Here is a 24,881-nt window from a genome sequence, read left to right as displayed (position 1 = left end):
AGAGTTTTTCGACAATACATTTTCGAAATATGAATTGGACAGGTCAATATTATATAGAAATCTTTCACTTTATTTCTATTAAACTGCCCAATAAGGAGTGAGGATTTGGATAGCTGGATATTTCATTCACCCATTTTTGAGTTTGACGGAACAAAACCATCAATAAGACAACACTCTGCCTGGAAAGGTCACGCTAAATTTGCTTACGATTTAGTTCAATTCGTGAAACCAAGAAAAATTGTAGAATTAGGTACCCACTTTGGCTTTTCTTTTTTCTGTTTTTGTCAAAGTGTGAAAGATCAAAATCTGTCATGTGAATGTTTTGCAGTTGATACTTGGCAAGGTGATCTGCATAGTGGATTGTATAGTAATGATGTTTTTGATACCGTACATGAAGTTGTTCAAAAACATTACCAAAAAGAAGCTAAAATGTTATGTAAGTCTTTTGATGAAGCAATTGAGAATTTCGAAGATAATACGATCGACATACTTCATATTGACGGGTTTCATACTTTTGAAGCTGTGCTACATGATTACACTACTTGGCTTCCAAAAGTATCTCAAGAAGGTATTGTTTTAATCCATGATACAGAAGTACGATTACAAGATTTTGGGGTTTATAAATTTTGGGAAGGCATAAAACAACAACTCCCATCTTTTGAATTTACACACTCACATGGTTTAGGTGTTTTATTTCCTAAAGGCTGTAACGAAAAGTTCAAGAGTGTCATTAGCGATCTAACTAATTTACAAAATCACTACTCGAAAGAATGAAAAAAACCAAGATAAGAGAGTCATCTTATCTTGGTTTTTTTACATTTATTAGCGTCTTTTACGATTACGTAAAAACGCTGGAATATCTAAGTCATCAAGACTAGTTACATTCTTAGTCGTTTCAACAACCGGAGCTTCTTCGCGAATTGGTTCGCGTTTAATAGTTGGTTGCGGAGCCTGCGTTGGTGTTGAAATTGTTTGTCTCGCCATTGGTTTTGGAGTAGGCGGTGCTGTAATAACACCTTCAAATCCAGTCGCAATAACCGTTACAATAATTTCATCCTTTAAGTTTTCATTGATTACAGAACCGAAAATCATATTTACTTCAGCATCACATGCAGTCGAAACGATATCTGCTGCTTCCTGCACTTCATATAAGCTTAAGTTCGTTCCACCAGTGATATTCATAAGTACACCTTGTGCACCATTAATTGAAGTTTCTAATAATGGACTAGAAATAGCTTTTTTAGCTGCTTCTGCCGCACGGTTTTCTCCACCAGCAACACCGATACCCATTAATGCAGAACCTTTATTAGACATAATTGTCTTAACATCTGCAAAGTCAAGGTTAATTAATCCCGGAACAGCGATTAAGTCAGAAATACCTTGAACCCCTTGACGAAGTACATTATCTGCTTCGCGGAATGCTTCTAGCATTGGGGTATTACGATCAACGATTTCTAATAATCGGTCATTAGGAATAACAATTAAAGTATCAACGCTTTCCTTCATTGCAGCAATACCAGTTGCCGCTTGAGTTGAACGCTTTCTACCTTCAAATGTAAATGGACGAGTAACTACACCTACAGTTAATGCACCTAATTCTTTTGCTACTTGTGCAATTACTGGAGCTGCACCTGTTCCTGTACCTCCACCCATTCCAGCAGTTACGAATACCATGTCTGCTCCTTTAAGAGCTTCTTGTAATTGTTCTCTACTTTCTTCTGCTGCTTTTTTACCTACCTCTGGATTAGCTCCTGCCCCTAAACCACGAGTAAGTTTGCCACCGATTTGCATTTTCACTTCAGCTTTTGATAGATTAAGAGCTTGTGCATCAGTATTCACAGCAATAAAATCTACACCTTGTACTCCATGTTCAATCATTCGGTTAACTGCGTTATTTCCTCCGCCACCTACACCAATTACTTTTATCTTCGCTAAAGCATCTACATTTGTATCAAAATCTAACATGATTGATCCCCCTACTTTTCAAATTCATCACAAATTTAATCCCATAAATATTTAAAAATGCTTTTAACTTTACTCATGACGCGCTCTTCATCCTGCTGTTTTGGTTTTGTATTTGAATTTGAAACAGCTACAGGTTTTCGTTCATTTGATTCGAATGCAATATTAGAGCTAAGTTTTTTTCCACGCATTTTTGATTTATAAAAAGCATACTTGATTAGACCTACACCAGTAATGTATTGTGGTTCTCTTACACCTATATAATCTGGTGTTGCAACCCTTACATTATTTTTAAATACCCTTTGAGCTAAATCGATTACACCAGTCATTGTTACTGTACCACCAGTTAGAACAAATCCACCTGGTAAATTGCTTCCCCTCATCCTTACAAGCTCATTTTGAACCAAAATGAAGATTTCTTCTAATCTAGCTTCAATAATATCGGAAATTTCTTGCTGACTGTATTGTTGATGTTGTTCACTACCCATTATCGGTACACTTAATACTTCTTCAGGTAATGCAGTATCATAAAAAGCATGTCCAAATTTCACTTTAATTTTTTCTGCATCTTCTGTTGAAGTTTTCAGACCAATTGATATGTCTTTTGTAATATGGTCTCCTCCAACAGGTAGGACTGAAGTAGCCATTAATACACCTTCTCTAAAAAGAGAAATTGTAGTTGAGCCTCCACCGATATCAACAAGTGCTACACCTAAGTTTTTCTCATCCTGCTTTAGTCCTATCGTACTTGCAGCCATAGGTTGTAGACATATATCCGTTACTTCTAACCCCGCTCTTTCAACACAACGAAGTATATTATGTACTAGAGTTCTTGAACCAGTAATTAATGTACCTTCCATTTCCAACCGTACACCAATCATTCCTCTTGGGTCTTTTACCTCAGAAAGGCCATCAACAATGTATTCATGTGGAACAACATCGATAATTTCTCTTTCCGGTGGTATAGAAATTACTTGAGCCTGATCCATTACTCTTAAAACATCTTCATTGTCAATTTCTTTATTTTCTTTAGAAACTGCTACTACGCCGTTAGTACTAATCAATTGCACTTGATTCGCACTAACCCCTACAATTACTTTGTCAATATGAATGCCAACCATTCTTTCTGCTTGATCAATTGCTTTTTTGATTGATTTGACTGTTTCATCTATATCAACTATTGACCCACGTTTTAAGCCTGAAGATTTAACATTACCAACACCGATAATGTTAAGTGTGTCGTTAACTAGTTCTCCTATAATTACTTTAATTGTTGAAGTTCCAACGTCAAGACTCACATAGATCTCATTGCTGTTCATGATGGCACCTCCTTTTTCTCTCTATCTATTATAATCGAGCATCAATTCATTCTTAAATATCATATATGACATCTATTCAACATTTACGGGGTTTTTCCTCTTTTTTAAGCTTGATTTTTCATAATCTTTTTAATTTTTTTCATTAATTTCTATTTAACTACTAGTCTACACTAACATGTAAAGTTAAAAAAGACTTGAAAGTACTTTTAACTAATGTTAAATCGACTATTTAGGATCAGTACTATAAGGAGAGAAATACGCACCAACTTCTAAATGGATTACCCCTTTTTGATCTTTAGGTATTGACTTTAAAATTAATGGGTAATTTGACATTTTATTTGAGAATTTTCGTATCGTTGTCCTTACTTCATACCCTTCATTCGTAAAAACCGTTATTAACAAAGGATCATCCTTGCTTGGAGTATAATCTATTTCAGAAATTGATTGAAATATACTTTGTGGCATTTTTTTCAATTCTGCAGCCATTTCCTGCAACTCGTCTCCTTGTTTCCAACCAATTAAATCAGGTGCTGTAGTATTTCCTAGTGAATTTTTCTCTTTAATAAGGACTCCGCTTTCTAACAATAGATACTTTTTCCCACTGAATAAACCTTGTCCAACAGGCTGAAATTCTTTTACATCAATTTCTACTTTATTAGGAAATCTTTTATGTACGATTGCAGATTGAATTGTGTTTTGACTTTCAAGCTGATCTACTACCCTTTTTGACCTAATTGTCAAAAAGCTATCATCAACGCTAACATCGGCTAATTTTTGAATTTCTTTATCAGAGTACAGTTGGTTTCCATTAATGACTAAGTGAATTTTTGAACCAATTGATGTTTGGAAATACAATACACATAAAAGCAAAGAAAAAAACACAAGAATTGTGACCAGTATTCGCAAATTTGCTTTTTTACGTTTTTTATTACGTAAAACAGGTACACGGTCTTCTAAACTAATAATCTTATTTTCCTGCATAAATATGCCTCCATTATCAATGTTCAACTAAAAATACCTTTTTAATTTACTTTTGCTTACGAAGTAATTTAAGAATATTGAACTACTCATGACTAAAGTTACGAGATTCTTGGGAACAAAGCATACTTGTTAGCATATTTCTTAACTAGCAGAGGTTTCTTTTATTTACCAAGCTATCCCCGTAGTCCCCATGGTTAAGTGTTCCTAACGCTAGGTGAAACGCACTTTGCTTGATTTTATACTAAAGGGGTATTACGGTTGTTCTCTTTGCGACTTTCGAGAGGTATTGGCGAACGACAGCCACCAAACAAGTCAACAAGCACCATACTTGAATTCGTTCTAGTTCAAGTGTCCGATATGATTTTATCTTATACTTCATGTCGGTTACTAGTATAGTAAAATAATATGACGTTTTTTTAATACTATATTACATCCGAAGTCGATTCATCTCATAATTTAAATCACGAGTGTTCTTGACTTAATAATAGAATAATAAAAAATAGAATAGCAAATGAATGCCATTCTATCTTGGTCATCATATGCTATGTAAATTATAGCATATAATATGATTAGTTTTGAAGAAACTTACATTTTTTTCCCAACAATTTCTACCTCTGTTTCAAGTTGCACATTAAATTTTTCTAATATAACTTTCTTAATAAATGCTATTAAGTCTAGTACATCTTTTGAAGTGGCATTTCCAGCATTTACAATAAAGTTGCCATGCATTTCAGAAACCTTCGCACCACCAATTTGATATCCTTTTAAATCAGCACGTTCAATTAAATTACCAGCATACTGTGGTAATGGATTACGGAAAATACTTCCAGCACATGGATAATTCCAAGGTTGTGTTTCTCTTCGATAATCTTTGTTTTTTTGCATTAAAGCAGTTGAAGCTTCTTTTGATCCTTCTTGAAGCTGAAGTTCTGCTTCTAATACAAATCCTTTACGTTTATGTTGTAATACTGAAGTTCGATATGAAAAGTCTAATTCTTCATTTGATAACCATTCCATTGTTCCATCAGGAAATAGAATATGTGCTCTAGAAGTAATATTTGAAAAATCTGATTGATGAGCACCTGCATTCATATATACACCGCCACCAACACTACCAGGAATTCCACTTGCAAACTCTAGACCAGATAATCCTTTTCTACTTAGTTGAGTAGCTAAACGAATAACTGAATATCCTGCACCTACAACTACTTTTGTACCCTCTACTTCAATATGGTCTAAGCAATCACTTATTTTAATTACGACACCTTCAATGCCTTGATCCGATACAAGTAAATTTGATCCTCTACCAATTACAGTCACATTTACACCATGTTCATTTGCAAGGTTAATAATCTCTTTAATTTCATTCACAGTTTTAGGAATGACCAAATACTCAGCTGGTCCTCCAATTTTCATTGTCGTATGATTTGCTAAAGGCTCATTTATTAGAAGACTCGAGTCATTTAATATTTCCTTTAATTTTGATTCAAACATTCGTTATTTTCCCCCTTTAGCTTATAGTATCCTCTATTACATTTTTATTTTATTTCAAACTTGTTCGTGCAAGTTCATTTACTTATTTTCTCTAATACATTTACTAGTTTTTTTGCAGCATCTGGTACACCCATTTTTAATGATGCATTTTTCATCTCTTCAAGTTTAATAGGATTTAGTAATACTTTTTCAATTTCAGTTACTAAATATTCACTATTAAAGTTTTTTTCCAATATAACAATTGCCGCACCATTTTTCTCAAGTGATCTAGCATTAACTTCTTGATGATTATTCGTTACATATGGGCTTGGTATTAGAATACTAGGTTTTCCTAATGCAGTTAATTCTGCTAATGTAGTTGCCCCCGCTCTTGATACGACTAAATCCACTTCTCTTAATATTTCAGGCATATTATGTAAAAATGGCTTAACCACTACATTTTCTGGGTTACCTACTTTATTTATTTCCTCAATGACAGAATCGTAATGTACTTCGCCTGTTACATAAATCATTTGGTAATCTTTATCACCTAATTGATTGACACTTTTTAAAAAGGCTTGATGAATCGGTCTTGCTCCCCTCGAACCACCAACAATTAGTACTGTGCGTTTACCTGATTTTAATCCTAATGTTTCTAATACTGCTGGATTTGATTCTCCAAGTACTTCAGAAGCCCTTGGGTTTCCAGTAAACACTACTTTCTCCTTATTAAAATAGTCAGCAACCTCTTCAAAACAAATTGCAACTTTTGTGACATAACGATTTAAGAACTTATTTGTTAGTCCAGGTATACTATTTTGTTCATGTATAACTGTCGGAATCCCTAGTTTTGCTGCTGCGTAAACAACAGGACCACAAACATATCCACCGGTTCCAACGACTACATCTGGCTTAAATTCACGAATTATTTTCTTACTATCTGATACACCCTTTAAGAATCGATAGACTGTTTTAAAATTCTCTAATGATACGCTTCTCTTGAACCCTGTAATAACAATAGATTTAAAAGGTATGTTTGCTTTAGATACAATCCCTTTTTCTAATCCATTTTCTGTACCAACATATAAACATTCTACATTGGAATCTTGTTTTTTTAACTCTTTAATTAGCGCAAGTGCTGGATAAATATGACCACCAGTACCCCCACCACTAACTAAAATTTTCATAAAGATCCTCCTAAATTACAATACATAAATAACTTTAAGCAGTTTAAGTAGTTATTATACCAATTTTATCACAATCATTCTAATTGTTTTTTCTATAAAAATAAAGAAAACCTACCAATTGGAAAGTAAATAGGCAAGAACATATTACTTTACTACATAAAAAGGACCGACTCATTTTTGAAATATCCAAGTACCCCTTGTACTTGTTTCAATTTGAGTCGGTCCTTTTATGTACGCGCATGTCTACTAATATTTAATAATACACCTACGGCTAATAGCATTAATGTTAGAGATGAACCACCATAGCTTAAAAATGGTAATGTAATCCCTGTAACAGGCATTAAGCCTATTACAACGCCAATATTAATCATTACTTGTATTGCAATCATTGAGACAATTCCTACTGCTAAAAAAGTACCGAATAAATCAGGCGCACTTAAAGCAATTCGGATCCCTCTCCAAAGTAATAAAGAGAATAATAAGATGACAAAAGTTCCGCCAATAAATCCTAATTCTTCTGATAGAATCGCAAAGATGAAATCAGTTTGTGGTTCAGGCAAATACATAAACTTTTGTCTACTTTGTCCCAATCCTAAACCAAATAATCCACCAGGACCAATTGCATATAGTGATTGAATAATTTGGAATCCAGTTCCTAATGGATCAGACCATGGATCTAGAAATGATGTAATCCTTTTTATTCGATATGGAGCAGAAGCTATTAGGCCAACAAATCCTGCAACCCCAACAATACCCAATCCCATAAAATGAGAAATTCTTGCTCCTGCTACGAATATGATGATTACACAAGTACCTACCATTACTGTACCTGTTCCTAAATCTGGTTGAAGCATAATTAATCCAAATGCTAAAAACACAAGACCTAATGTTGGTACAAGACCCTTTTTAAAAGACGTAATATTTTTCTGGTTATCTGCTAAGTATTTTGATAGAAATACCATCATTCCAAGTTTCATAAACTCAGAGGGCTGGATCGAGAATGCACCGATTCCAATCCAACTTCGTGCACCACCTCGTACTAGACCAACTCCTGGTACAAGTACAAGTACCAACAAGATAAAACAAGCGATTAATATTTTTTTTGCATGTGTTTTGAAAAGCCAGTAGTCAATATTTGAAACAACAAACATTCCAACTACTCCAACCCCAGCAAATAATAATTGCCGTTTAGCAAAAAAGAACGAATCATGAAACTTATATGATGCCCATATTGCACTAGCACTGTAAACCATAATCATACCTACTGTTAATAATGATAGCGTAACGAGAACAAGAATCATGTCAGGACTATTTTTCTTTGTTGGCACTTAAATACACCTCAACTTTTGAATTAAACAAGCCTTACATTAACTTATGCACTGCTTGTATAAATTTATTACCACGTTCTTCAAAAGTCTTAAATTGATCCCAGCTTGCACAAGCAGGTGACAATAAAATAATATCTCCAACTTCTGAATGAGCGAATGCTTCATTTACAGCATCTTCAACATTATCTACCGATTTTACTGCTTTCATTCCTGCTTTTTCTGCTGATTCAATTAATTTTTCTGCTGTTTGACCATAAGTGACCATTATTTTTACATTTTTAAAATAAGGAATTAAATCGTCAAACCCATTTCCTCGATCTAATCCACCAGCTATTAAAATGACTGGTTTTTGAAAAGAAGAGATTGCTTTTTGTGTTGCTAAAATATTAGTAGCCTTTGAATCATTATAAAACTTTCTCTTATTTATTTCTGTAACAAACTGAAGTCGGTGCTCAACTCCAGTGAAAGTTGTTAATACCTTTTCAATTGCATCATTTTCAACATCTAAAAGTTTAGAAATTGCTACTGCTGCTAATATATTTTCTAAATTATGTTTACCTGGTAAGACAATTTTTTCAACTTCAATCACTTTTTTCTCTTTAAAATAAATAAAGCCATTTTGAACATATGCACCATCTTGCATAATTTTAGTTGAAGAGAATGGAATAATTTTCGCTCTAATTTGAGAAGCCATTGCCATTACATTCTCATCATCAAAATTAACGACAGCAAAATCATTTTCTGTTTGATTTTTAAATATATTGGCTTTTGCCTTAATATACTCATCTTTTGTACCATGATAGTCTAGATGAGCTTCGAAAATATTTGTGATTAATGAAATTTTTGGTCGGAAACTTTCGATTCCCATCAATTGAAATGAAGAAAGTTCAGTTACAATAATATTATCTTCATTTGCATTTTCAGCAACTTCACATGCAACAGTACCAATGTTTCCTGCAACAAGTGGTTTTTTATTGCCTTCTTGTAACATATTTAATACTAAAGTTGTCGTTGTCGTTTTCCCATTAGAGCCTGTAATACCGATAAATGGTGCTTCACTTATTAAATATGCAAGCTCTATTTCCGTATAAATCGGAATATTACGCTTTACAGCTTCTATTAATAATGGATTCGTATATGGAATTCCTGGATTTTTGACGATACAAAATGGTTGGTCATCTACTAATGAAAGTGGATGCTCACCACAAACTACGTTAAAACCTTCACTTTTTAGCTTTTGTGCGATTTCATTTTGTTCAAAAGGAGTTCGATCATTAACAGTTACAGTCGCACCTAATTTTTTTAATAATCTACTAGCTGCATAACCGCTCTTTGCCATTCCTAATACTAATACATTTTTATTTTGAAAATTCGATATGTTATTCAATTACATCCACACCTCAATATAAATTCCTAATAATGCAAAAAGTAATCCTACAAACCAAAATGTTACTACTACACGCCATTCTGACCATCCAGATAATTCATAATGATGGTGCAGAGGGCTCATTTTAAATACCCTTTTACCAGTTGCTTTAAAAGAGGCAACTTGAATCATTACTGATAGCGTTTCAATAACAAAAATACCACCAATAATAACAAGTAAAATTTCTAAGTGTGTAACGATTGCAATTGCAGCAAGCGCCCCACCTAATGCTAATGAGCCCGTATCTCCCATAAAGACCTTTGCAGGGTGTGCATTAAATACTAAGAAACCTAATACAGCTCCTACAACTGCTATTGAAAATATTGCCACATCAAGCTGGTGTTGGTTATAAGCAAGTACTGCATATGCACCAAATGCGATTGCTGCTGTACCTGACACAAGTCCATCTAATCCATCTGTTAAATTTACAGCGTTTGAAGTACCAACTAGCATAAAGATAATTAATAATACATAGATAAAGCCTAAATCAAATGAATAATGTGTCCCTGGTATCGAAATAGATGTAGAGATTCCCATAGCACGGATTGCAAAAAAGACAATGATTGACACAATAACTTGGCAAATGAATTTTTGTTTAGATGTTAGTCCTAGGTTTCTTTTTTTAACAACCTTAATATAGTCATCTAAAAATCCAATTACTCCAAAACAAATTGTGACAAATAATAATACATATGTACGTGTTGATAAAACATCAAAATACATAGAAATTAAAAGTGCAGATAAACTTAAAGCAATTAATATGATAATCCCACCCATAGTTGGGGTTCCTGATTTCTTTTTATGAGATTCTGGACCTTCGTCTCGAATACTCTGTCCAAATTTAAGTTTTCTTAAGTACGGTATAAAAATAGGCGATAAAATGACTGCAATGATAAATGCTGTAATCATAGCAACTAAAATTGACGGTTCTAGCATTATACGCCCTCCTTTCTAAGTTCTCTTCTTTGTTGTTAATAGTTTAATTCTTTTATAAAGAATTATGAAATCAATTTTTCACATTACAAAGAAGAGGATACTATCCTCTTCTTTGCAAAATAGCTTCTTTAGCTTCTTCAACATCATCAAAATGTGAAACATTCGTTCCTACAATCTGATATGTCTCATGACCTTTACCTGCAATAACAATAATATCATGTTTTTTTGCATTTTGAATCGCAAATGTTATAGCTTTTTTACGATCTTCTATTACCGTAATATTATTATGCTCTAATCCGCGTTTCATGTCTTCTAAAATTAAAGTTGGGTCTTCCGTTCTTGGGTTGTCAGATGTAAAAATCGCTTTTGTTGAAAGATCCGCTGCAATCTCACCCATTAGTGGTCGTTTTGTACGGTCACGATCTCCACCACAACCAACAACAGTAAAAATATCATTTTTTGCAAATTGCTTAACAGTATTTAATACATTTTCTAAACTATCTGGTGTATGCGCATAGTCTACAATAACTGTAAAATCTTGCCCAGCATTAACGGCTTGGAATCGTCCTGGCACTCCTTCAATCGTCGCGACCGCGTCTAGGATTGTCTCCATTTCTATATTTAATGCGATTCCTGCACCAATTGCCGCTAACACATTATATACATTAAATGTTCCAATAAGATTCATTTCTACAACATATTGTTTATTTAAAAAATGTAATGTGAATCTAGTACCAGCATTCGTTAATTCAATTTCATCAGCAAACAAGTCAGCTTCATTACTTAAACCATATGTTATTAGATTTGCTTGTGTAAACTTCATATATTCTTCAGAAGCAGAATCATCATTATTTAGGATCGCAAATTTAGGTTTTTGCGTTGAGAAGCTATTACCCAATTGAGAGAATAATAAACCTTTAGCTTTTTTATATTCTTCCATCGTTCCATGATAATCTAAGTGATCTTGTGATAGATTTGTAAAAACAGCAATGTCATATTCACAGCCATGAACACGCCCTAAATGTAAAGCATGTGAAGATACTTCCATAACTGCCGTATCCACATTTGCGTCAACCATTTTTGCAAACATTGATTGTAAAGTTAAACTATCAGGAGTTGTATTTTTTGTTTCAAAAATCTCTTCTCCTATTTTCATACCAATTGTACCAATGACACCTGTTTTTTTCTTATTGTGTTTAACAATCTCTTCAACAATATATGAAGTAGTGGTCTTACCATTCGTACCAGTAATCCCAACTAGATTTAGTTTTTGTGTTGGGTTTTCATAAAAGGCATTACCAACAACAGCCATCGAACGATTTGTGTCTTTCACATAAGCTACTGGTACATTCGATTCAATTGGTTTTTGTGCAAGGATCGCAACTGCCCCGTTTTCAATTGCTTGATTTACGTACTTGTGGCCATCAACTGTATATCCTTCAATACAGATGAATAAATAACCTGGTTTTACATTTCTTGAATCCATTTCAACCCCAGTGATTTCCGGATTTTCAGATGGAAGATTCACTAAAGGCTTTAATCTTGATAGTAAAGTATGAAGTTTCATAGTAATTCCTTTCGTATTCACTAAATCATTTTTTATCTTTAGTTTTAGATTTAGTTTCTTCTTTCGTTCCTAAATAAATTCTTATTTTAGAACCTTCTTTTAGTTTAACTCCTGCTTTTGGTGCTTGGTCAACGACAATATTTCCACTGCCACTATATTCAATAGTAAAAGTATCTAGCAAAGGTTGCAAATCTTTTTTCTCCAAACCAATTAAATTTGGCACTTCATATGTTGGTGTATCACCGTATACGAATTTTTTTGGGATTTGATTTTTTCTAGGTGGTACGCCTAAAACTTGCATACTATCACGAATAATATTCCCTACTATTGGAGCAGCTACAACTCCCCCAAATTGAACAGTGCCTTTTGGATTATCAACTGCAATATAAACCACTATTTGAGGATCGTCAGCCGGTGCAAAGCCTACAAACGATACGATAAAGCTACTATCATCGTATCGTCCATCTTTTACTTTTTGCGCTGTACCAGTTTTACCACCAACACGATATCCTTCCACAAATGCACCTTTACCAGTACCTTGTGCAACAACACTTTCTAGAGCTAATCGTACCTTTTTAGATGTATCTGGAGAAATAACTCGTCTTTTTGCAATTGGTGTTTTTCGACTTACTACTTCGTTTGTAACCGGATCTACAAACTCTTTGGCTATAAAAGGTTGGTAAAGAATTCCTCCATTAATAGCAGCTGATACTGCTGCAACTTGCTGAATTGGTGTAACTGATACACCTTGACCAAAAGCAGTTGTTGCTGCTTCAACTGGACCGACTCTATCCATGCTGAATAAAATCCCTGATCCTTCACCTTGTAGATCAATTCCTGTTTTTTTGCCGAAACCAAAGTTACGAATATAGTTAAATAAACGATCTTCTCCTAGGCGATTACCTAATTCTACAAATCCTGGGTTACAAGAATTTTGAACTACCTCTAAGAAAGTCTGAGAGCCATGTCCACCTCTTTTATGACAACGCAAACGAGCACCAGCTACTTCAGCAGCCCCATCATCATAAAAATGCTCTTTATTCAAATCTACTAATCCCTCATTTAATGCGGCTGCTAGTGTAATAATCTTAAATGTTGAACCTGGCTCATAATTTGACCAAACAGGTAAATTTCGATTATATACTTCAGGCGAAACATTTTTAAAATTAGTAGGATTGAAGCTTGGACGACTGCTCATTGCAAGTATTTCTCCCGTATTTGGATTCATCGCTATTCCAATCATTGAATCCGGATTATATTGAGCAGTAGCATTATTCATTTCTCGTTCAAGAATTGTTTGTATTCGCGAATCAACAGTTAATTTTAAGTTTAAACCATTAATTGGTGGAATATAGTCGTCTGCAATATTAGGCATTCTTTGACCTTTAGCGTCAGAATAAAATTGTACACTACCTTTTTCACCACTTAATTGCTTATCATAATAAAGTTCTAATCCGTTTAAGCCCTGATTATCGATTCCAGCAAAACCTAAAACATGAGAAAGATAGTTACCAAATGGATAATACCTTTTAGAATCCTCTGCTATGTATACACCAGCTATGTTAAGATCTCGGATTTGTTTAGCTTTCTCATTTGTAATTTTTATACCTTCTGTTCGAATGTGTTCCATACTAGATCTTTTCGTTAAAATTTTATAAAGTTTTACTTCGGAGATTTTTAAAATTGGGGCAAGTTTTTCAGTCGCTACCTTAGGATCTTTAATTTGCCTAGGAACGACTAATACAGATGGAGCACTTTTATTAGTAGCAAGAGCAACACCATTACGATCTAAAATTTCACCACGCTTTGGTTCAAATGGAATGTCTCGACTCCACGAATTTTTCGCTCGCTCAGTTAAAAGATCACCCATAGCAAATTGTACATAACCAAGCCTCGTTGCAATAATAGAAAAAATTAATAAACCACCAATGAATACAAAAAATAATCGTTTTCGAACTGTTACATTAGATACTCGCATCGAAACGAACACTCCTCTACATTATGTTCGTTTCAATATATGCTTGTACCAAATACAATAGACCTTCTAGCTTGTTATTGTCCTAGAATGGTCTATTGTTATTTTTATTTAATTGATCTTATTTTAGCCATTTTACTCTTGTACATCTACTTTTACATCTTTTTCTTCATTAGTCGTACCATTAGGTTTATTTAATTCAATCGTTAAATAGTCATGATCCCGTAGCTCTGAACCTTCTTTAATACTCTGGCTTGTAACAAATCCAGATCCTTTGGAGGAGATTTTTAGCTTAAATAATTTACCTAAACGGTTAACATCCGATTTTGACCAACCAATAATCGATGGCATTGTATTTGTTCCATTTGTCTTAAGATAAATTTTTGTACCTCTGACAACTTGAGTTTTTGACTTAATTGATTGACCAGTAACTTCTAACCCATTTCCTAATAATACAGGTTTTAATCCCTCAGATATAGCTAAAGATTTTGCTTCATCTAAAGTTAGACCCTTCAAATTCGGAATTTCTATACTTTCTTTATCGATTAATTTGTCTACTTTAGCATTTTCAACAGGCTCAACCTTCATATACTCTAATGCGCCTTTAGTCACTGTTCTAAATATTTCAGAAACACCATCTGAACCGATTTCAGTCGCTTCAAGCTTCGGACGAAGCATCGCTACATACACGACTAATTTTGGATTATCAGCTGGTGCCATACCGATAAATGAAAATAAGTTTTGACCACGTCCTTTAAGATATTTCCCGTGATCGTCAACAACTTGGGCAGTACCAGTTTTACCTGCGACAGTATAACCTTCAATCGCATAGTTATGCCCAGTACCATGTGGCGCAGTAATAACCGTTTCTAATAACGCTCTCTCTCTTTTTGCTGTTTCTTCTGAAATTGGATTACCAACAACCTGAGATTTATAGTCTTTAATGACTTTATTCGTATCATGATCGACAATTTTATCTACAATATATGGTTTCATCATTTTCCCATTGTTAGCAATAGCACTTGCAGCTTGGATAATTTGAATTCCAGTTACTGTGGATCCTTGTCCAAAAGCAGTTGTTGTTTTTTCAAGTGGATAATTAAATACTAATTTACCACTTGATTCACCTGGAAGATTAATATTAGTTTTTTGAGTAAACCCGAAGTTTTTATAGTATTGTAAAAAGCGATCTGCACCTAATTTTTCATTAAGAAGAATCGAAATACCTACGTTTGAAGACCTTTGAATCCCTTCGTCAAAAGTAATTGAACCCCACCCGTTACGATTTACGTCATGGACAGTGCCTCCACCTGGTACTTTATATCGACCTGATTGGAAATATTCATTCCCATTATAAACGCCTTCATTCATTGCAGCCCCTAAAGTGAATATTTTCATCGTAGAACCTGCTTCAATTGCATATGAAATCGGGTCATTCGTGTAGTTTGTAATGTCATGAATATTCGGATTGAAGCTAGGACGATTACTCATTGCAACAATTTTACCGGTTTTTGGATCAGAAACGATTGCCATAATCTTTTCTGGCTCATATTTTTTTTCAACGCTAGTCATTGCGTCTTCTAGTAAACTTTGAATCTTTGTATCTACTGTTAAATACACATCATCACCATTATGTGGAGGAGTAACCTTCTCATTTTCATATGGAAGTATATTTCCTTTTCGATCACGTAAAAAGCTTCTTTTTCCATCCTTTTCGGTTAATTCATTATTCAATGCTTTTTCTAATCCCATTTCTCCTATTAGGTCACCATTATCATCTACATTCGTATACCCTAACGTATGAGAAGCAAATACACCATTTGGATAATATCGCTGCTGTGATGGAGTAAAAACAATACCAGGTAGCTTTAATTTCTCAATTTGTTCTTTTGTGCTTTGAGAAATATTTTTTCCACCTGGTCCTAATTCAACTTGATATTTTGGTTTACCTAATTTCGCTAAAAGTTCCGATTCATCGATATCTAAAATTGATGATAATTCTCTAGCTGTTTTTTCTTTGTCTACTACATGCCTTTTCACTTTTGAGTTTTTGGAGGCTCTTGGATCTAGAACTGCCGACACGGTATATGCTGTAACCTCTTCCGCAAGTGGAACTCCGTGTGAATCATAGATTGTTCCTCTTTTTGCTGGAATTTTTTGAGATGTATTGTAATTTTCATCCGCATAAACTTTTAAATTTTTACCTTCAACTGTGTCTGATAATTGTATATAGCCAAGTCTAGCTACAAGTGATATAAAAAGGAGTAAAGTACCTAGAAAAAACCAACGAATACCATAATTTGTGTATTTATTCTTTTTCTTACTCATATCACAATCTCCTACTTGCTAGTGTCGGTAAACTTTACATTGTTACTATCAATATTTAAACCTAACTCTTTTGCTTTTTGCCATATGCGCTCATATGTGCTTAATTCGTCAATCTTCATTTTAAGCTCAGAGTTACGCTGTTTTCCATCCGCTATTTCATTTTTCACATTTTGAATTTTTAAATTTGTATCATATATTGCCGCTTGAGTTTTAATGATTTTTGTCCCCATAAAGAAGCATGCAAAAATAAATACTAAATAAAGTATTTTCTCAAAAGGTGTAATTTTTGATACTTTCTTTTGTTTTTTCTTGTTAGAAGGTCTTTGTTGTAAATCAGTAACTTGATTTTGTTGTAGCTTTCTAGCCAAATTACTCATTATTTTCCCTCCTTATAATTTTTCTGCAACCCTTAACTTTGCAGATCTTGCTCTCTTATTAAATTCGACTTCTTCATCTGTTGGTAAAAGTGGCTTTCTTGTCACTAATTTCAACTTCGGCTTAAACTCATCTGGAATAATTGGTAAACCTGGTGGTAACGGCGGAAGCGAACTAGCTTCTTTAAAAATCGTTTTACAAATGCGATCCTCTAATGAATGGAATGTTATTACACTTATTCTACCTTTAGGTTTTATTAGAGTAATTGCATCCTTTAGAGCTTCCTCAAATACTCCTAGTTCATCATTTACAGCTATACGAATTGCTTGAAAAATTCTTTTAGCAGGATGTCCACCAGTTCTTCTTGCAGGTGCAGGAATTGCATCTTTAATGATTTCGACTAACTCAAAAGTTGTTTCAATCGGTTTCTTAGCTCTTAATTCTTCAATTCTTCTTGCAACTTGTTTAGAGAATTTCTCTTCTCCATATCGGAAAAATATTTTCACAAGCTGCTCATATGGCCAGTCATTTACAACTTCATATGCTGATAATGTTTGTTCTTGATTCATGCGCATATCAAGTGGTGCGTCTTGATGAAAACTAAATCCACGTTCAGCAACGTCTAGTTGTGGCGAAGAAACACCTAAGTCAAATAAGATTCCATCAACTTCATAAATGCCTAAATTATGAAGTTCTTCTTTTATATGTTTAAAATTACTTTTTACAATTGTTAATTGGTTTTCATATTTATTCAATCGCTCTTTTGCATGTCTAATTGCTGTTTCATCTTGGTCAAAAGCGATTAATCTACCCTTTGATGAAAGTTGAGATAGTAAGTATTCACTATGACCTCCACCGCCAAGTGTACAATCTACATAAATGCCATCTTCATTTATATCTAAAGAATCCACAGTTTCTTTTAATAAAACCGTAATATGTTCAAACATGATGCTTTCACTACTTTCAATTTGTTAATTTTTACAAGTCAAATCCAATTAAGTTTTCTGCCAACTCACCAAATGACTCTTCTGATTCATTCATATATGTATTCCAAGTTGATAAATCCCAAATCTCAATACGATTTGTAACACCAACTACTACACACTCTTTTTCTAATTTTGCATAACTGCGTAAGTTAGGTGTTATATTAATTCTCCCCATCTTATCCATCTCACATTCCATAGCTCCTGAGAAGAAAAAACGAGTAAATGCTCTCGCATCTTTTTTTGTTAATGGTAGTGTGCGCAGTTTATCTTCAATTACACTCCATTCGGCCAATGAATAGCCAAATAAGCATTGATCCAAACCTCTTGTAACAATGAAGTTTTCACCAAGCTTGTCTCGAAATTTTGAAGGTATAATAAGACGTCCTTTTACATCGATATTATGTTGATATTCACCGATAAACATCCTATTCCCCCACTTTCTAACACAAACTTACCACATTCCCCCACTTCTTACCACCTTTTCTAAAAAATTCTTTAAAAAATCAAAAAATCCTGCTAACAGTTCAGCAGGATTTCATTTTTATTATAAAATTCAGCTTTTTTCAAAGAATTGTTTCAACTTAATTCATATTAATAAAGGCAATATTTTTGATGCTTAAATTTTTACAATTTGATGAGCGTAATCCCATGATAATTCTAAATCACAAAGCTCATGAACAAAATCAAAACCATATTTATTAATATAGTAGAGAATGTTTAGTGCTCGCTCCTGTGGTTTCCCATTAGGAGAAATTGAACAGATGATTCGATTCCACTTTTCAATTTGTTCTTCATTTTGCTTTAAAATTGTTTCTTCTATTTTTCGTTCTAAAAGTAAAATTTGTTCTTCTATTTTTACATAATTCTTTATAGAAAAATCCTTTAAGTTAGGTGTTACTTTATTCGTTACATCTTGAAGAGGTTTATGCAATTCTTCTAAAGACTTTTTAGCATGACTAAACACTTCTTTATAGTCTAGCTTCACTTGATCGTTAATCCATTCGACTTTCTTCTCTTCTAATGATGTTTTCAGCACATCATTAATATCTAATGAAAAATCTTCTAATGCAGATACGATATTTCTTTCAAAAATAGTAAACATATGTCTTAAAAACACAGGTGGCATTTGAAGGTTAAATAGATTAAAAATGTCCTTTAACTCAGCCCAATAAGCAATCTCACCAGGGCCGCCGACAAATGCTAATGTAGGAAATAAATACTCCTGCATGACCGGTCTAGTAACAACATTATTACTTAATAAGGCTGGCTGTTCATTTGCGATTTTGATCAACTCAAGTTTAGAGAATTGATAATTCTTATTTTTTGTTTGAAAAACATCTTCATTTTCAGACACTTCAAGTAACTGTCTACCTTCATTACTATGGTAAAAAAGATGAATGCTCTGTTCAGAAATTTGAAGTGTTTCGTGGTACCCAGATTTTATTAATCTGCTTTTCGTATCCTTTAAAACCCCTCTTACGTTCTCTTGCTTTTGAATCATTTCTTTAAATAAAGATGATTCCAACTCACGGACATTCGGATCGTCAGCATCAATTAAGACAAGTCCCTCTTTTTTGAACAATTTAAAAATAATTTTCGCAAAAAAATCTACGTAAGTAGTAGATTGCTCAATCATCGAATATAGTTCTTCAAGTAAATCTTTCGAATAATTCGTTTCATCAAAAGTTTTAACTATTTTATCAATCCACTTTTTCATTTCCTGTTGATCTAATTCTGTTTTAGAAGCAGCATGGGAATAAGTCGTTTTTTGATAAAAGGTTTGTTTTTTTACTGTTTTGTTCTCAATTGTATGAATATGGTTAATTTCATCTATATCATGGTCTTCACCGGCAATCCAAAATACTGGTACGACTGTTAGACCATGATCCTTTTCATATTTCTTAGCCAATTGAATAATTGAAATAATTTTATGTATAGAATACAATGGGCCAGTTAATAAGCCAGCTTGTTGTCCACCAATTACCACAAATGAATCTTTATTAAGTAATTTTTTCAAATTTTCTAATGATACATTACTAGCATGATGCTTATGATGAAACTTCTCTAGTGCATTAACTAATCCTGTGCGATTATAAGAACGCTCCATTATATTTTTAATTCTATATTCCATTTCTTCCTTTACTAATGGATTTTCACCAAAGAAAGAAGAAATTACTTCATTTCCATTTACAAAATCATTCAGCAATTTATTTTGCCCGTCTAAATGGACTTTACTAATTTGCATTACGAACTTCCTCTCTCGCTCTTCAGTTAAGCATTATACTCAGTTATTTTTAATACTAAACCAGCCAACACGGTAATACAGTGAAGAATAATAAACAGAATACATGACATTCTCCAAAAACCTTTTAGTAGCTTAGTAAACCGAATATCTCTTTTTGCTTTCCATTGAAGAATAATACTAATAAATAAGATAACCAATAATAAATTAATTAATATCCAACCTGTTGCAGTTGGAAAAATCATATTTAAAACAAAATAAAATGAACTAATATATAGAATTGTAGATAAATCTAGCGTAAAAAGCAAAAGTTTACGCTTGTTATTTTTAAAAAATAATTTCAAAAACATATAGATAAATATTGTTGAAAAAATCGGAAATTCAATTAATAGTGAAATAAAGAAAATGAAAAATTTTTCCAAAAAGAATTACCCCTTTTTCTTCTCAAGTCCTTTTATACTATTGTACACAAGTTCAATTGTCGGTACATTTATTTTTTTATTAATTGCCAATTTTTTAACAAATCCTAACATACTTTCAATTTCTGTTTGTCTACCGTGAAATAAATCTCGATTCATTGATGAGTAGTTTTCTTTCGTTTTCTCGCATATTTCTACTAATTTATCCCACTCTTTTTGGTTATTTAAATCTAGGATCGTTGCAACCTCTTTAAATAATAATTTACAAATTGGTTTAAAATACTCATTAGTGATTAATTCACCATTGCGAACGTTCAATATAGAAGTTAAAGGATTAATAACACAATTTATTAAACACTTTTGTTTAAGTATATACTCCCAATCATCTTGGCTTTTGATTGGAAACTCAGCTGTATGTAAACTTGATAAGCGATTTAATGCATCTATTTTCCCCTTTATTTGACCAATTCGAATTATACCTTTACCAGTATGTGTGATTTCATTCGGAGAAGTTTTTAATGCACCGTGTTCAACGATACCTATAAAGCAATTTGGAATGGGTAAATTTTTAACGATATCAATATGAGACATTCCATTTTGAAGAAATAATATATTCTCACCCTCATATTGATTTAACGTGTTAACAATTTGATTTAAATGATATTGCTTAACACAAACTATTAATAGCTCGAACGTGTTTATTTTAGGTAATAATTTTTTTGCTGTTATACACATTTGTTTCGTTTTTTCATCTACTGAAAGTATAACACCTAAGTTATTTATAAGATTTGCCTGTTCTTCTGTTCTCGTAAACAATGTAACATTATGTTTATTTTGATACAAATACGATGCTGTAAGAAGACCGACGGCACCACCACCAATTATGCCTATTTTCATTGATTTCTCCAATCGAAAAATTATTTTTCCACTATTATCTTTGTGATAATAAATTTACACCGAATCTATCTTTTTTTAAATTTAATTGTACGATATAATTATATTTATAATATTAAAAATTTACATTCTTTTTAAGGGGGAGCTTTTTTGAACATCAAGATAGAACGTTTACAAATAAATTTTAAAACACTTGAACAATTTCAGCAATTTTCCGGTTACGGTTTACAAGAGCTATCAATGCTTGAAGATCTTGAATCAAATTTAATTGATAACGAGTTTCAATCTCCTTTCTATGGTATATACTTAGGCAAGGCACTTATTGCCCGAATGAGTTTATATACACATAGTGAAAATAATGAAGAAATAATTGAAATTAATAAAATGGAAGTTCTACCTTATTATCAAAAGAATGGGTACGGAAAAGAATTAGTAAATTTCGCTAAATCCTTTAAGAAAACAATTAAAACGATACCAAGAGCAAATTCTAATGAATTTTGGAAAAAACAAGGTTTCATTGAGGCAGATTCTGAATTTGTCATTTGGAAACCTGAAAATAAATAAAGACAAAAAACTCAACACCCCTATAGGAGATGTTGAGTTTTTTCATTTTATTTTACCTTCGTGTCATTTTTAGAACTAACATTTACTATTTTTCGTTTTTGATCTAAAAAATCAAATAAATGTTCATATTCACTTTGGAGCTCATTTAGTTTTTCAACTAGTTGTTGTTTTTCAATTTTCAATTGTTCATTTTCTTGTTTATATTTTAATAGCTTTTTTTCTAAAGATTGTATATCTTTAATTCGTCCACTAGCATCAACTTTTAATCTCAAATATTCAAGGAATTTATATACTGACTCAAAGGTTATTTCGGAATGGCCTTTTTCTGTTGTAGCTTCTTCGTGAATCTCATTCGTAATTATTTCCGAATCGTGCGTTGGTTCTACCTCATTTGTGGGAACAGCTTGTTTTTTACTACTATTTTTTGCTTTTTCAATTTCTTCTTTGTAGAACTTTCTAACATAAGAATTCCATCGGTAACCGCAAGCAGCAGCAGTCCTTGATAAGTTCTTTGCTACTACTTTAAATGCCATTAATTGAGTTGACCCTTCATTTATCGTTTTTAAAACTACTTCAGCTAAGTAGTTATCTTCATCTTTTGTCCATGCATCCTGGCGATTTGCAACCATTTGCAATCCCCTCCAATTTCTTATGCAATAAGCAGATTTTACTAATTCATATGCACAAAAAAATGAAGGTAGAAGATTACTTTTCCAATTTATTTGTAAATTGTTCGATATTTTTTATATGTTCATCTGAAAACCAAAGTGGCATAGCAGAAATAACTTCTTCTTCCATTCTTCTCTTAAGATTTTGCTCAGTCCATTTACGAATAAGTATTTTTTTATTTTGATGATGAATTTGTGCTGGAATACCTCTAGCTAAACTAATAAAGCTTTCATTATGTAAACTTGTTAAATCTTTTGATAGTTCATGTATAAAGCCGATCTTCTTAGCTTGAAATGCGGTGTAAATATTTGAGGATGATAGTAATGTAATCCAATCTTGATGACTCATTTTTTCTTGAAGCACGGTACCTCCACCCCAAGAGGTTGGAATTCCCATTCTTCCTTGAATAAATCCTATTTTCGCATTGTGACTCGCGTATCTAAAATCGAATGCACTTGCCAGTTCGCAGCCGCCACCTAAAGCATAACCGTTTATAAAACAGATTGTAATTTGAGGTAACATAGCAATTTGATAAATCACATCACACATTTTTAGATTAAAAGATTCCAATCCATTTAAATTATTTTTAAACTTTAAAATTGTGTTTAAATCTCCACCGGTACAAAAATATTTCATACCTTCCCCAGTTAATACAACTAGTTTACTTTGGGATTTCATTCGGATTTCTCGGATAATTTCAGAAAGTTTTTCTACCGTATTTTCATCAATGCAATTCCCGTATTTAGGCCTATTTAAAAATATATAATCTATTTCATCTCTTTGATAAGTAATTACTTCAGACATTGGAATCCCTCTCTCTATACCTAGTTTCCTATTAGTTTTTATTATACTATACAGAAATTGAAATGGGCAGAGGGAAGAGGAAGCATGGTTTTAGAGGATTCGATCATAGATAAACTACGTTTAAGGGCAAAAGGAAAAGCACATAGTTTCCTATGTGCTCATTCAAAGACTAGCTTATTTGCTAAGTACTTGTTTTCCTTTGTAGTGTCCGCATGATTTACATACGCGGTGTGCTAATGTTAATTCACTACAGTTTGGGCATTCAACCATTCCAGGTACCGCTAATTTAAAATGCGTACGACGCTTTCTTTTTACAGTTTTGGACGTTCTTCTTGCAGGTACTGCCATTGATCCCACCTCCTTAAAGTGAGTGTTTGTTATGAAGCCGGTTATCCGGTACTTCTCAATTATCTTGTTTGTCAAAAAATTTTGCTAAACCAGCAAGTCGAGGGTCAATTTTTTGCTCTACTTCGACATGTTCCCTAACTTCCCAATCTGTTCCTGATGTTGGAGCTGTTTCCTTCCCCTCAACATCCTCTGCAAAAACCTGCATTGGAATCTCGGCTAAGATACATTCCTCAATCACTGGGGTTAAGTCTAACACGTCACCCTCTAGGATGTGAAAATTCTCATCTTCACTTTTCCATTCAGATGTTGTAAAAAATGTTTCTGTTGTGGTAATCGACAAAGGATATTTTACATCAACTAATGTTCTTACACAAGGTAAAATTAAATATCCAGTTATTGTTAAATGAAACGTATAACGGTTCGTTCCAAAATCAACTCGTCCAGTAACTCGAATTGGAGAAACCTCTCGAATATCAGTATTACGTTCCTTTATTTGACTTACATCAATTGTCTCATCTAAATTTAAACCTTTATGTCTTAATTTCTGCAACTGGTGCACTGACCATTTCATAAATAAACCACCTCAAGGCAACAATGAAAATTATATATTCTTTATAATCACTTGTCAATATTTTTTCTTTACACTTCAGAAAAGCGGAGGCGACTGCTTAGCTCCGACAAGCATAAGACGATTTTTGGCTAAGATTTGCTCTTTAATCTTAGACGAAAATTGGCTTATGACCTCGAGGAGTTAGGAGCCGGAGCTAGACATCTTTTTTACTTTTTTGACTTAGCCCCGACTAGCATAAGACGATTTTTAGCTAAGATTTGCACTTTAATCTTAGATGAAAATTGGCTTATGACCTCGAGGGGCAAACGCCTGGAGCTGGACATCAAACATACTTCTTTCAATGATAGAAAATTTATTTTAAACTACAATAAATAATTAACTTAGCTCCGACAAGCATAAGACGATTTTCACTAAGATTTGCTCTTTAATCTTAGCCAAAAATTAGCTTATGACCTCGAGGAGTTAGGAGCCGAAGCTAGACAACTCTTCTGCTTATTTTTTAGAATATCTCCATTCAGCTAAAAGAA

Annotated in this window: 23 protein-coding genes; 2 read left to right on the top strand and 21 right to left on the bottom strand. The window is 33.1% G+C overall.

What is annotated here, in order from left to right:
* Positions 1–105: 105 nt before the first annotated feature.
* Positions 106–774, top strand: a complete 669-nt coding sequence (locus ACFVRR_RS02625) for a class I SAM-dependent methyltransferase (protein ID WP_387324367.1) — start codon at positions 106–108, stop codon at positions 772–774.
* 48 nt (positions 775–822) lie between these two features.
* Here ACFVRR_RS02625 and ftsZ read toward each other — a convergent pair whose 3' ends face one another.
* From ftsZ to ACFVRR_RS02540, 17 genes are all read right to left on the bottom strand, one after another.
* Positions 823–1,965 (bottom strand): cell division protein FtsZ, encoded by a 1,143-nt coding sequence (gene ftsZ / locus ACFVRR_RS02620; protein WP_335489584.1) that lies wholly within the window; start codon positions 1,963–1,965, stop codon positions 823–825.
* Positions 1,966–2,000: 35 nt separating this feature from the next.
* A complete protein-coding gene (gene ftsA, locus ACFVRR_RS02615) occupies positions 2,001–3,281 on the bottom strand; it encodes a cell division protein FtsA (RefSeq protein ID WP_097975597.1) in 1,281 nt (426 codons plus the stop codon).
* A gap of 225 nt (positions 3,282–3,506) precedes the next feature.
* Positions 3,507–4,262, bottom strand: a complete 756-nt coding sequence (locus ACFVRR_RS02610; RefSeq protein WP_098231882.1) for a cell division protein FtsQ/DivIB — start codon at positions 4,260–4,262, stop codon at positions 3,507–3,509.
* 585 nt (positions 4,263–4,847) lie between these two features.
* Positions 4,848–5,756, bottom strand: coding sequence for a UDP-N-acetylmuramate dehydrogenase (gene murB / locus ACFVRR_RS02605; protein WP_387324363.1), 909 nt, complete (start codon positions 5,754–5,756; stop codon positions 4,848–4,850).
* 74 nt (positions 5,757–5,830) lie between these two features.
* Positions 5,831–6,922 (bottom strand): undecaprenyldiphospho-muramoylpentapeptide beta-N-acetylglucosaminyltransferase, encoded by a 1,092-nt coding sequence (gene murG / locus ACFVRR_RS02600; protein WP_387324361.1) that lies wholly within the window; start codon positions 6,920–6,922, stop codon positions 5,831–5,833.
* Positions 6,923–7,149: 227 nt separating this feature from the next.
* Positions 7,150–8,223, bottom strand: coding sequence for a stage V sporulation protein E (gene spoVE / locus ACFVRR_RS02595; protein ID WP_056471191.1), 1,074 nt, complete (start codon positions 8,221–8,223; stop codon positions 7,150–7,152).
* A 61-nt stretch (positions 8,224–8,284) separates the two neighbouring features.
* Positions 8,285–9,637 (bottom strand): UDP-N-acetylmuramoyl-L-alanine--D-glutamate ligase, encoded by a 1,353-nt coding sequence (murD, locus tag ACFVRR_RS02590; RefSeq protein WP_387324359.1) that lies wholly within the window; start codon positions 9,635–9,637, stop codon positions 8,285–8,287.
* Positions 9,638–10,612 carry a phospho-N-acetylmuramoyl-pentapeptide-transferase gene (mraY, locus tag ACFVRR_RS02585; RefSeq protein WP_387324356.1) on the bottom strand — a complete coding sequence of 325 codons (975 nt, stop codon included), beginning with the start codon at positions 10,610–10,612 and terminating at the stop codon, positions 9,638–9,640. It lies immediately after the preceding gene.
* A 100-nt stretch (positions 10,613–10,712) separates the two neighbouring features.
* Complete coding sequence (locus tag ACFVRR_RS02580; RefSeq protein ID WP_387324353.1) at positions 10,713–12,179, bottom strand: UDP-N-acetylmuramoyl-L-alanyl-D-glutamate--2,6-diaminopimelate ligase; 1,467 nt, start codon at positions 12,177–12,179, stop codon at positions 10,713–10,715.
* 25 nt (positions 12,180–12,204) lie between these two features.
* Complete coding sequence (locus ACFVRR_RS02575) at positions 12,205–14,157, bottom strand: stage V sporulation protein D (protein WP_387324350.1); 1,953 nt, start codon at positions 14,155–14,157, stop codon at positions 12,205–12,207.
* Positions 14,158–14,289: 132 nt separating this feature from the next.
* A complete protein-coding gene (locus ACFVRR_RS02570) occupies positions 14,290–16,482 on the bottom strand; it encodes a penicillin-binding protein (protein ID WP_387324348.1) in 2,193 nt (730 codons plus the stop codon).
* Between the two features lie 11 nt (positions 16,483–16,493).
* Positions 16,494–16,859 carry a cell division protein FtsL gene (gene ftsL / locus ACFVRR_RS02565; RefSeq protein ID WP_387324345.1) on the bottom strand — a complete coding sequence of 122 codons (366 nt, stop codon included), beginning with the start codon at positions 16,857–16,859 and terminating at the stop codon, positions 16,494–16,496.
* 12 nt (positions 16,860–16,871) lie between these two features.
* Entirely contained in the window at positions 16,872–17,804 is a 933-nt protein-coding gene (gene rsmH, locus ACFVRR_RS02560; protein WP_248266462.1) for a 16S rRNA (cytosine(1402)-N(4))-methyltransferase RsmH, read from the bottom strand.
* Between the two features lie 31 nt (positions 17,805–17,835).
* Positions 17,836–18,267, bottom strand: a complete 432-nt coding sequence (mraZ, locus tag ACFVRR_RS02555; protein ID WP_025672272.1) for a division/cell wall cluster transcriptional repressor MraZ — start codon at positions 18,265–18,267, stop codon at positions 17,836–17,838.
* Positions 18,268–18,459: 192 nt separating this feature from the next.
* Positions 18,460–20,088: a bacillithiol biosynthesis cysteine-adding enzyme BshC gene (bshC, locus tag ACFVRR_RS02550; RefSeq protein WP_387324340.1), complete on the bottom strand. Its 1,629-nt coding sequence runs from the start codon at positions 20,086–20,088 to the stop codon at positions 18,460–18,462.
* A 26-nt stretch (positions 20,089–20,114) separates the two neighbouring features.
* Positions 20,115–20,507 (bottom strand): DUF3397 family protein, encoded by a 393-nt coding sequence (locus ACFVRR_RS02545; protein WP_056471117.1) that lies wholly within the window; start codon positions 20,505–20,507, stop codon positions 20,115–20,117.
* A gap of 6 nt (positions 20,508–20,513) precedes the next feature.
* A complete protein-coding gene (locus ACFVRR_RS02540; RefSeq protein ID WP_387324337.1) occupies positions 20,514–21,401 on the bottom strand; it encodes a 2-dehydropantoate 2-reductase in 888 nt (295 codons plus the stop codon).
* A 147-nt stretch (positions 21,402–21,548) separates the two neighbouring features.
* Here ACFVRR_RS02540 and ACFVRR_RS02535 point away from each other — a divergent pair, with 147 nt between their 5' ends.
* Positions 21,549–21,962 (top strand): GNAT family N-acetyltransferase, encoded by a 414-nt coding sequence (locus tag ACFVRR_RS02535; RefSeq protein ID WP_248266466.1) that lies wholly within the window; start codon positions 21,549–21,551, stop codon positions 21,960–21,962.
* A 47-nt stretch (positions 21,963–22,009) separates the two neighbouring features.
* Here ACFVRR_RS02535 and ACFVRR_RS02530 read toward each other — a convergent pair whose 3' ends face one another.
* The 4 genes from ACFVRR_RS02530 to ACFVRR_RS02515 form a co-directional block, all read right to left on the bottom strand.
* Positions 22,010–22,591 (bottom strand): RsfA family transcriptional regulator, encoded by a 582-nt coding sequence (locus tag ACFVRR_RS02530; RefSeq protein WP_387324334.1) that lies wholly within the window; start codon positions 22,589–22,591, stop codon positions 22,010–22,012.
* A gap of 76 nt (positions 22,592–22,667) precedes the next feature.
* On the bottom strand, positions 22,668–23,435 hold the full coding sequence (locus ACFVRR_RS02525; RefSeq protein WP_387324332.1) for an enoyl-CoA hydratase/isomerase family protein: 768 nt from the start codon (positions 23,433–23,435) through the stop codon (positions 22,668–22,670).
* 174 nt (positions 23,436–23,609) lie between these two features.
* Positions 23,610–23,783, bottom strand: a complete 174-nt coding sequence (gene rpmF, locus ACFVRR_RS02520; protein ID WP_025672195.1) for a 50S ribosomal protein L32 — start codon at positions 23,781–23,783, stop codon at positions 23,610–23,612.
* A 55-nt stretch (positions 23,784–23,838) separates the two neighbouring features.
* Positions 23,839–24,354, bottom strand: coding sequence for a YceD family protein (locus ACFVRR_RS02515; RefSeq protein ID WP_097975625.1), 516 nt, complete (start codon positions 24,352–24,354; stop codon positions 23,839–23,841).
* Positions 24,355–24,881: the final 527 nt, after the last annotated feature.

This window comes from Gottfriedia sp. NPDC057948 (assembly GCF_042887255.1).
GTDB lineage: Bacteria > Bacillota > Bacilli > Bacillales > Bacillaceae_G > Gottfriedia.
The sequence above is the reverse complement of the archived record's forward strand: the minus strand, read 5'-3'. Positions and strand labels throughout refer to the sequence as shown.

Coding starts and splice junctions, on each gene's coding strand:
- ftsZ (WP_335489584.1), bottom strand. CDS start 1,965: ATGTTAGATTTTGATACAAATGTAGATGCTTTAGCGAAGATAAAAGTA.
- ftsA (WP_097975597.1), bottom strand. CDS start 3,281: ATGAACAGCAATGAGATCTATGTGAGTCTTGACGTTGGAACTTCAACA.
- ACFVRR_RS02610 (WP_098231882.1), bottom strand. CDS start 4,262: ATGCAGGAAAATAAGATTATTAGTTTAGAAGACCGTGTACCTGTTTTA.
- murB (WP_387324363.1), bottom strand. CDS start 5,756: ATGTTTGAATCAAAATTAAAGGAAATATTAAATGACTCGAGTCTTCTA.
- murG (WP_387324361.1), bottom strand. CDS start 6,922: ATGAAAATTTTAGTTAGTGGTGGGGGTACTGGTGGTCATATTTATCCA.
- spoVE (WP_056471191.1), bottom strand. CDS start 8,223: ATGATTCTTGTTCTCGTTACGCTATCATTATTAACAGTAGGTATGATT.
- mraY (WP_387324356.1), bottom strand. CDS start 10,612: ATGCTAGAACCGTCAATTTTAGTTGCTATGATTACAGCATTTATCATT.
- ACFVRR_RS02580 (WP_387324353.1), bottom strand. CDS start 12,179: ATGAAACTTCATACTTTACTATCAAGATTAAAGCCTTTAGTGAATCTT.
- ACFVRR_RS02575 (WP_387324350.1), bottom strand. CDS start 14,157: ATGCGAGTATCTAATGTAACAGTTCGAAAACGATTATTTTTTGTATTC.
- ACFVRR_RS02570 (WP_387324348.1), bottom strand. CDS start 16,482: ATGAGTAAGAAAAAGAATAAATACACAAATTATGGTATTCGTTGGTTT.
- ftsL (WP_387324345.1), bottom strand. CDS start 16,859: ATGAGTAATTTGGCTAGAAAGCTACAACAAAATCAAGTTACTGATTTA.
- rsmH (WP_248266462.1), bottom strand. CDS start 17,804: ATGTTTGAACATATTACGGTTTTATTAAAAGAAACTGTGGATTCTTTA.
- mraZ (WP_025672272.1), bottom strand. CDS start 18,267: ATGTTTATCGGTGAATATCAACATAATATCGATGTAAAAGGACGTCTT.
- bshC (WP_387324340.1), bottom strand. CDS start 20,088: ATGCAAATTAGTAAAGTCCATTTAGACGGGCAAAATAAATTGCTGAAT.
- ACFVRR_RS02540 (WP_387324337.1), bottom strand. CDS start 21,401: ATGAAAATAGGCATAATTGGTGGTGGTGCCGTCGGTCTTCTTACAGCA.
- ACFVRR_RS02530 (WP_387324334.1), bottom strand. CDS start 22,591: ATGGTTGCAAATCGCCAGGATGCATGGACAAAAGATGAAGATAACTAC.
- ACFVRR_RS02525 (WP_387324332.1), bottom strand. CDS start 23,435: ATGTCTGAAGTAATTACTTATCAAAGAGATGAAATAGATTATATATTT.
- rpmF (WP_025672195.1), bottom strand. CDS start 23,783: ATGGCAGTACCTGCAAGAAGAACGTCCAAAACTGTAAAAAGAAAGCGT.
- ACFVRR_RS02515 (WP_097975625.1), bottom strand. CDS start 24,354: ATGAAATGGTCAGTGCACCAGTTGCAGAAATTAAGACATAAAGGTTTA.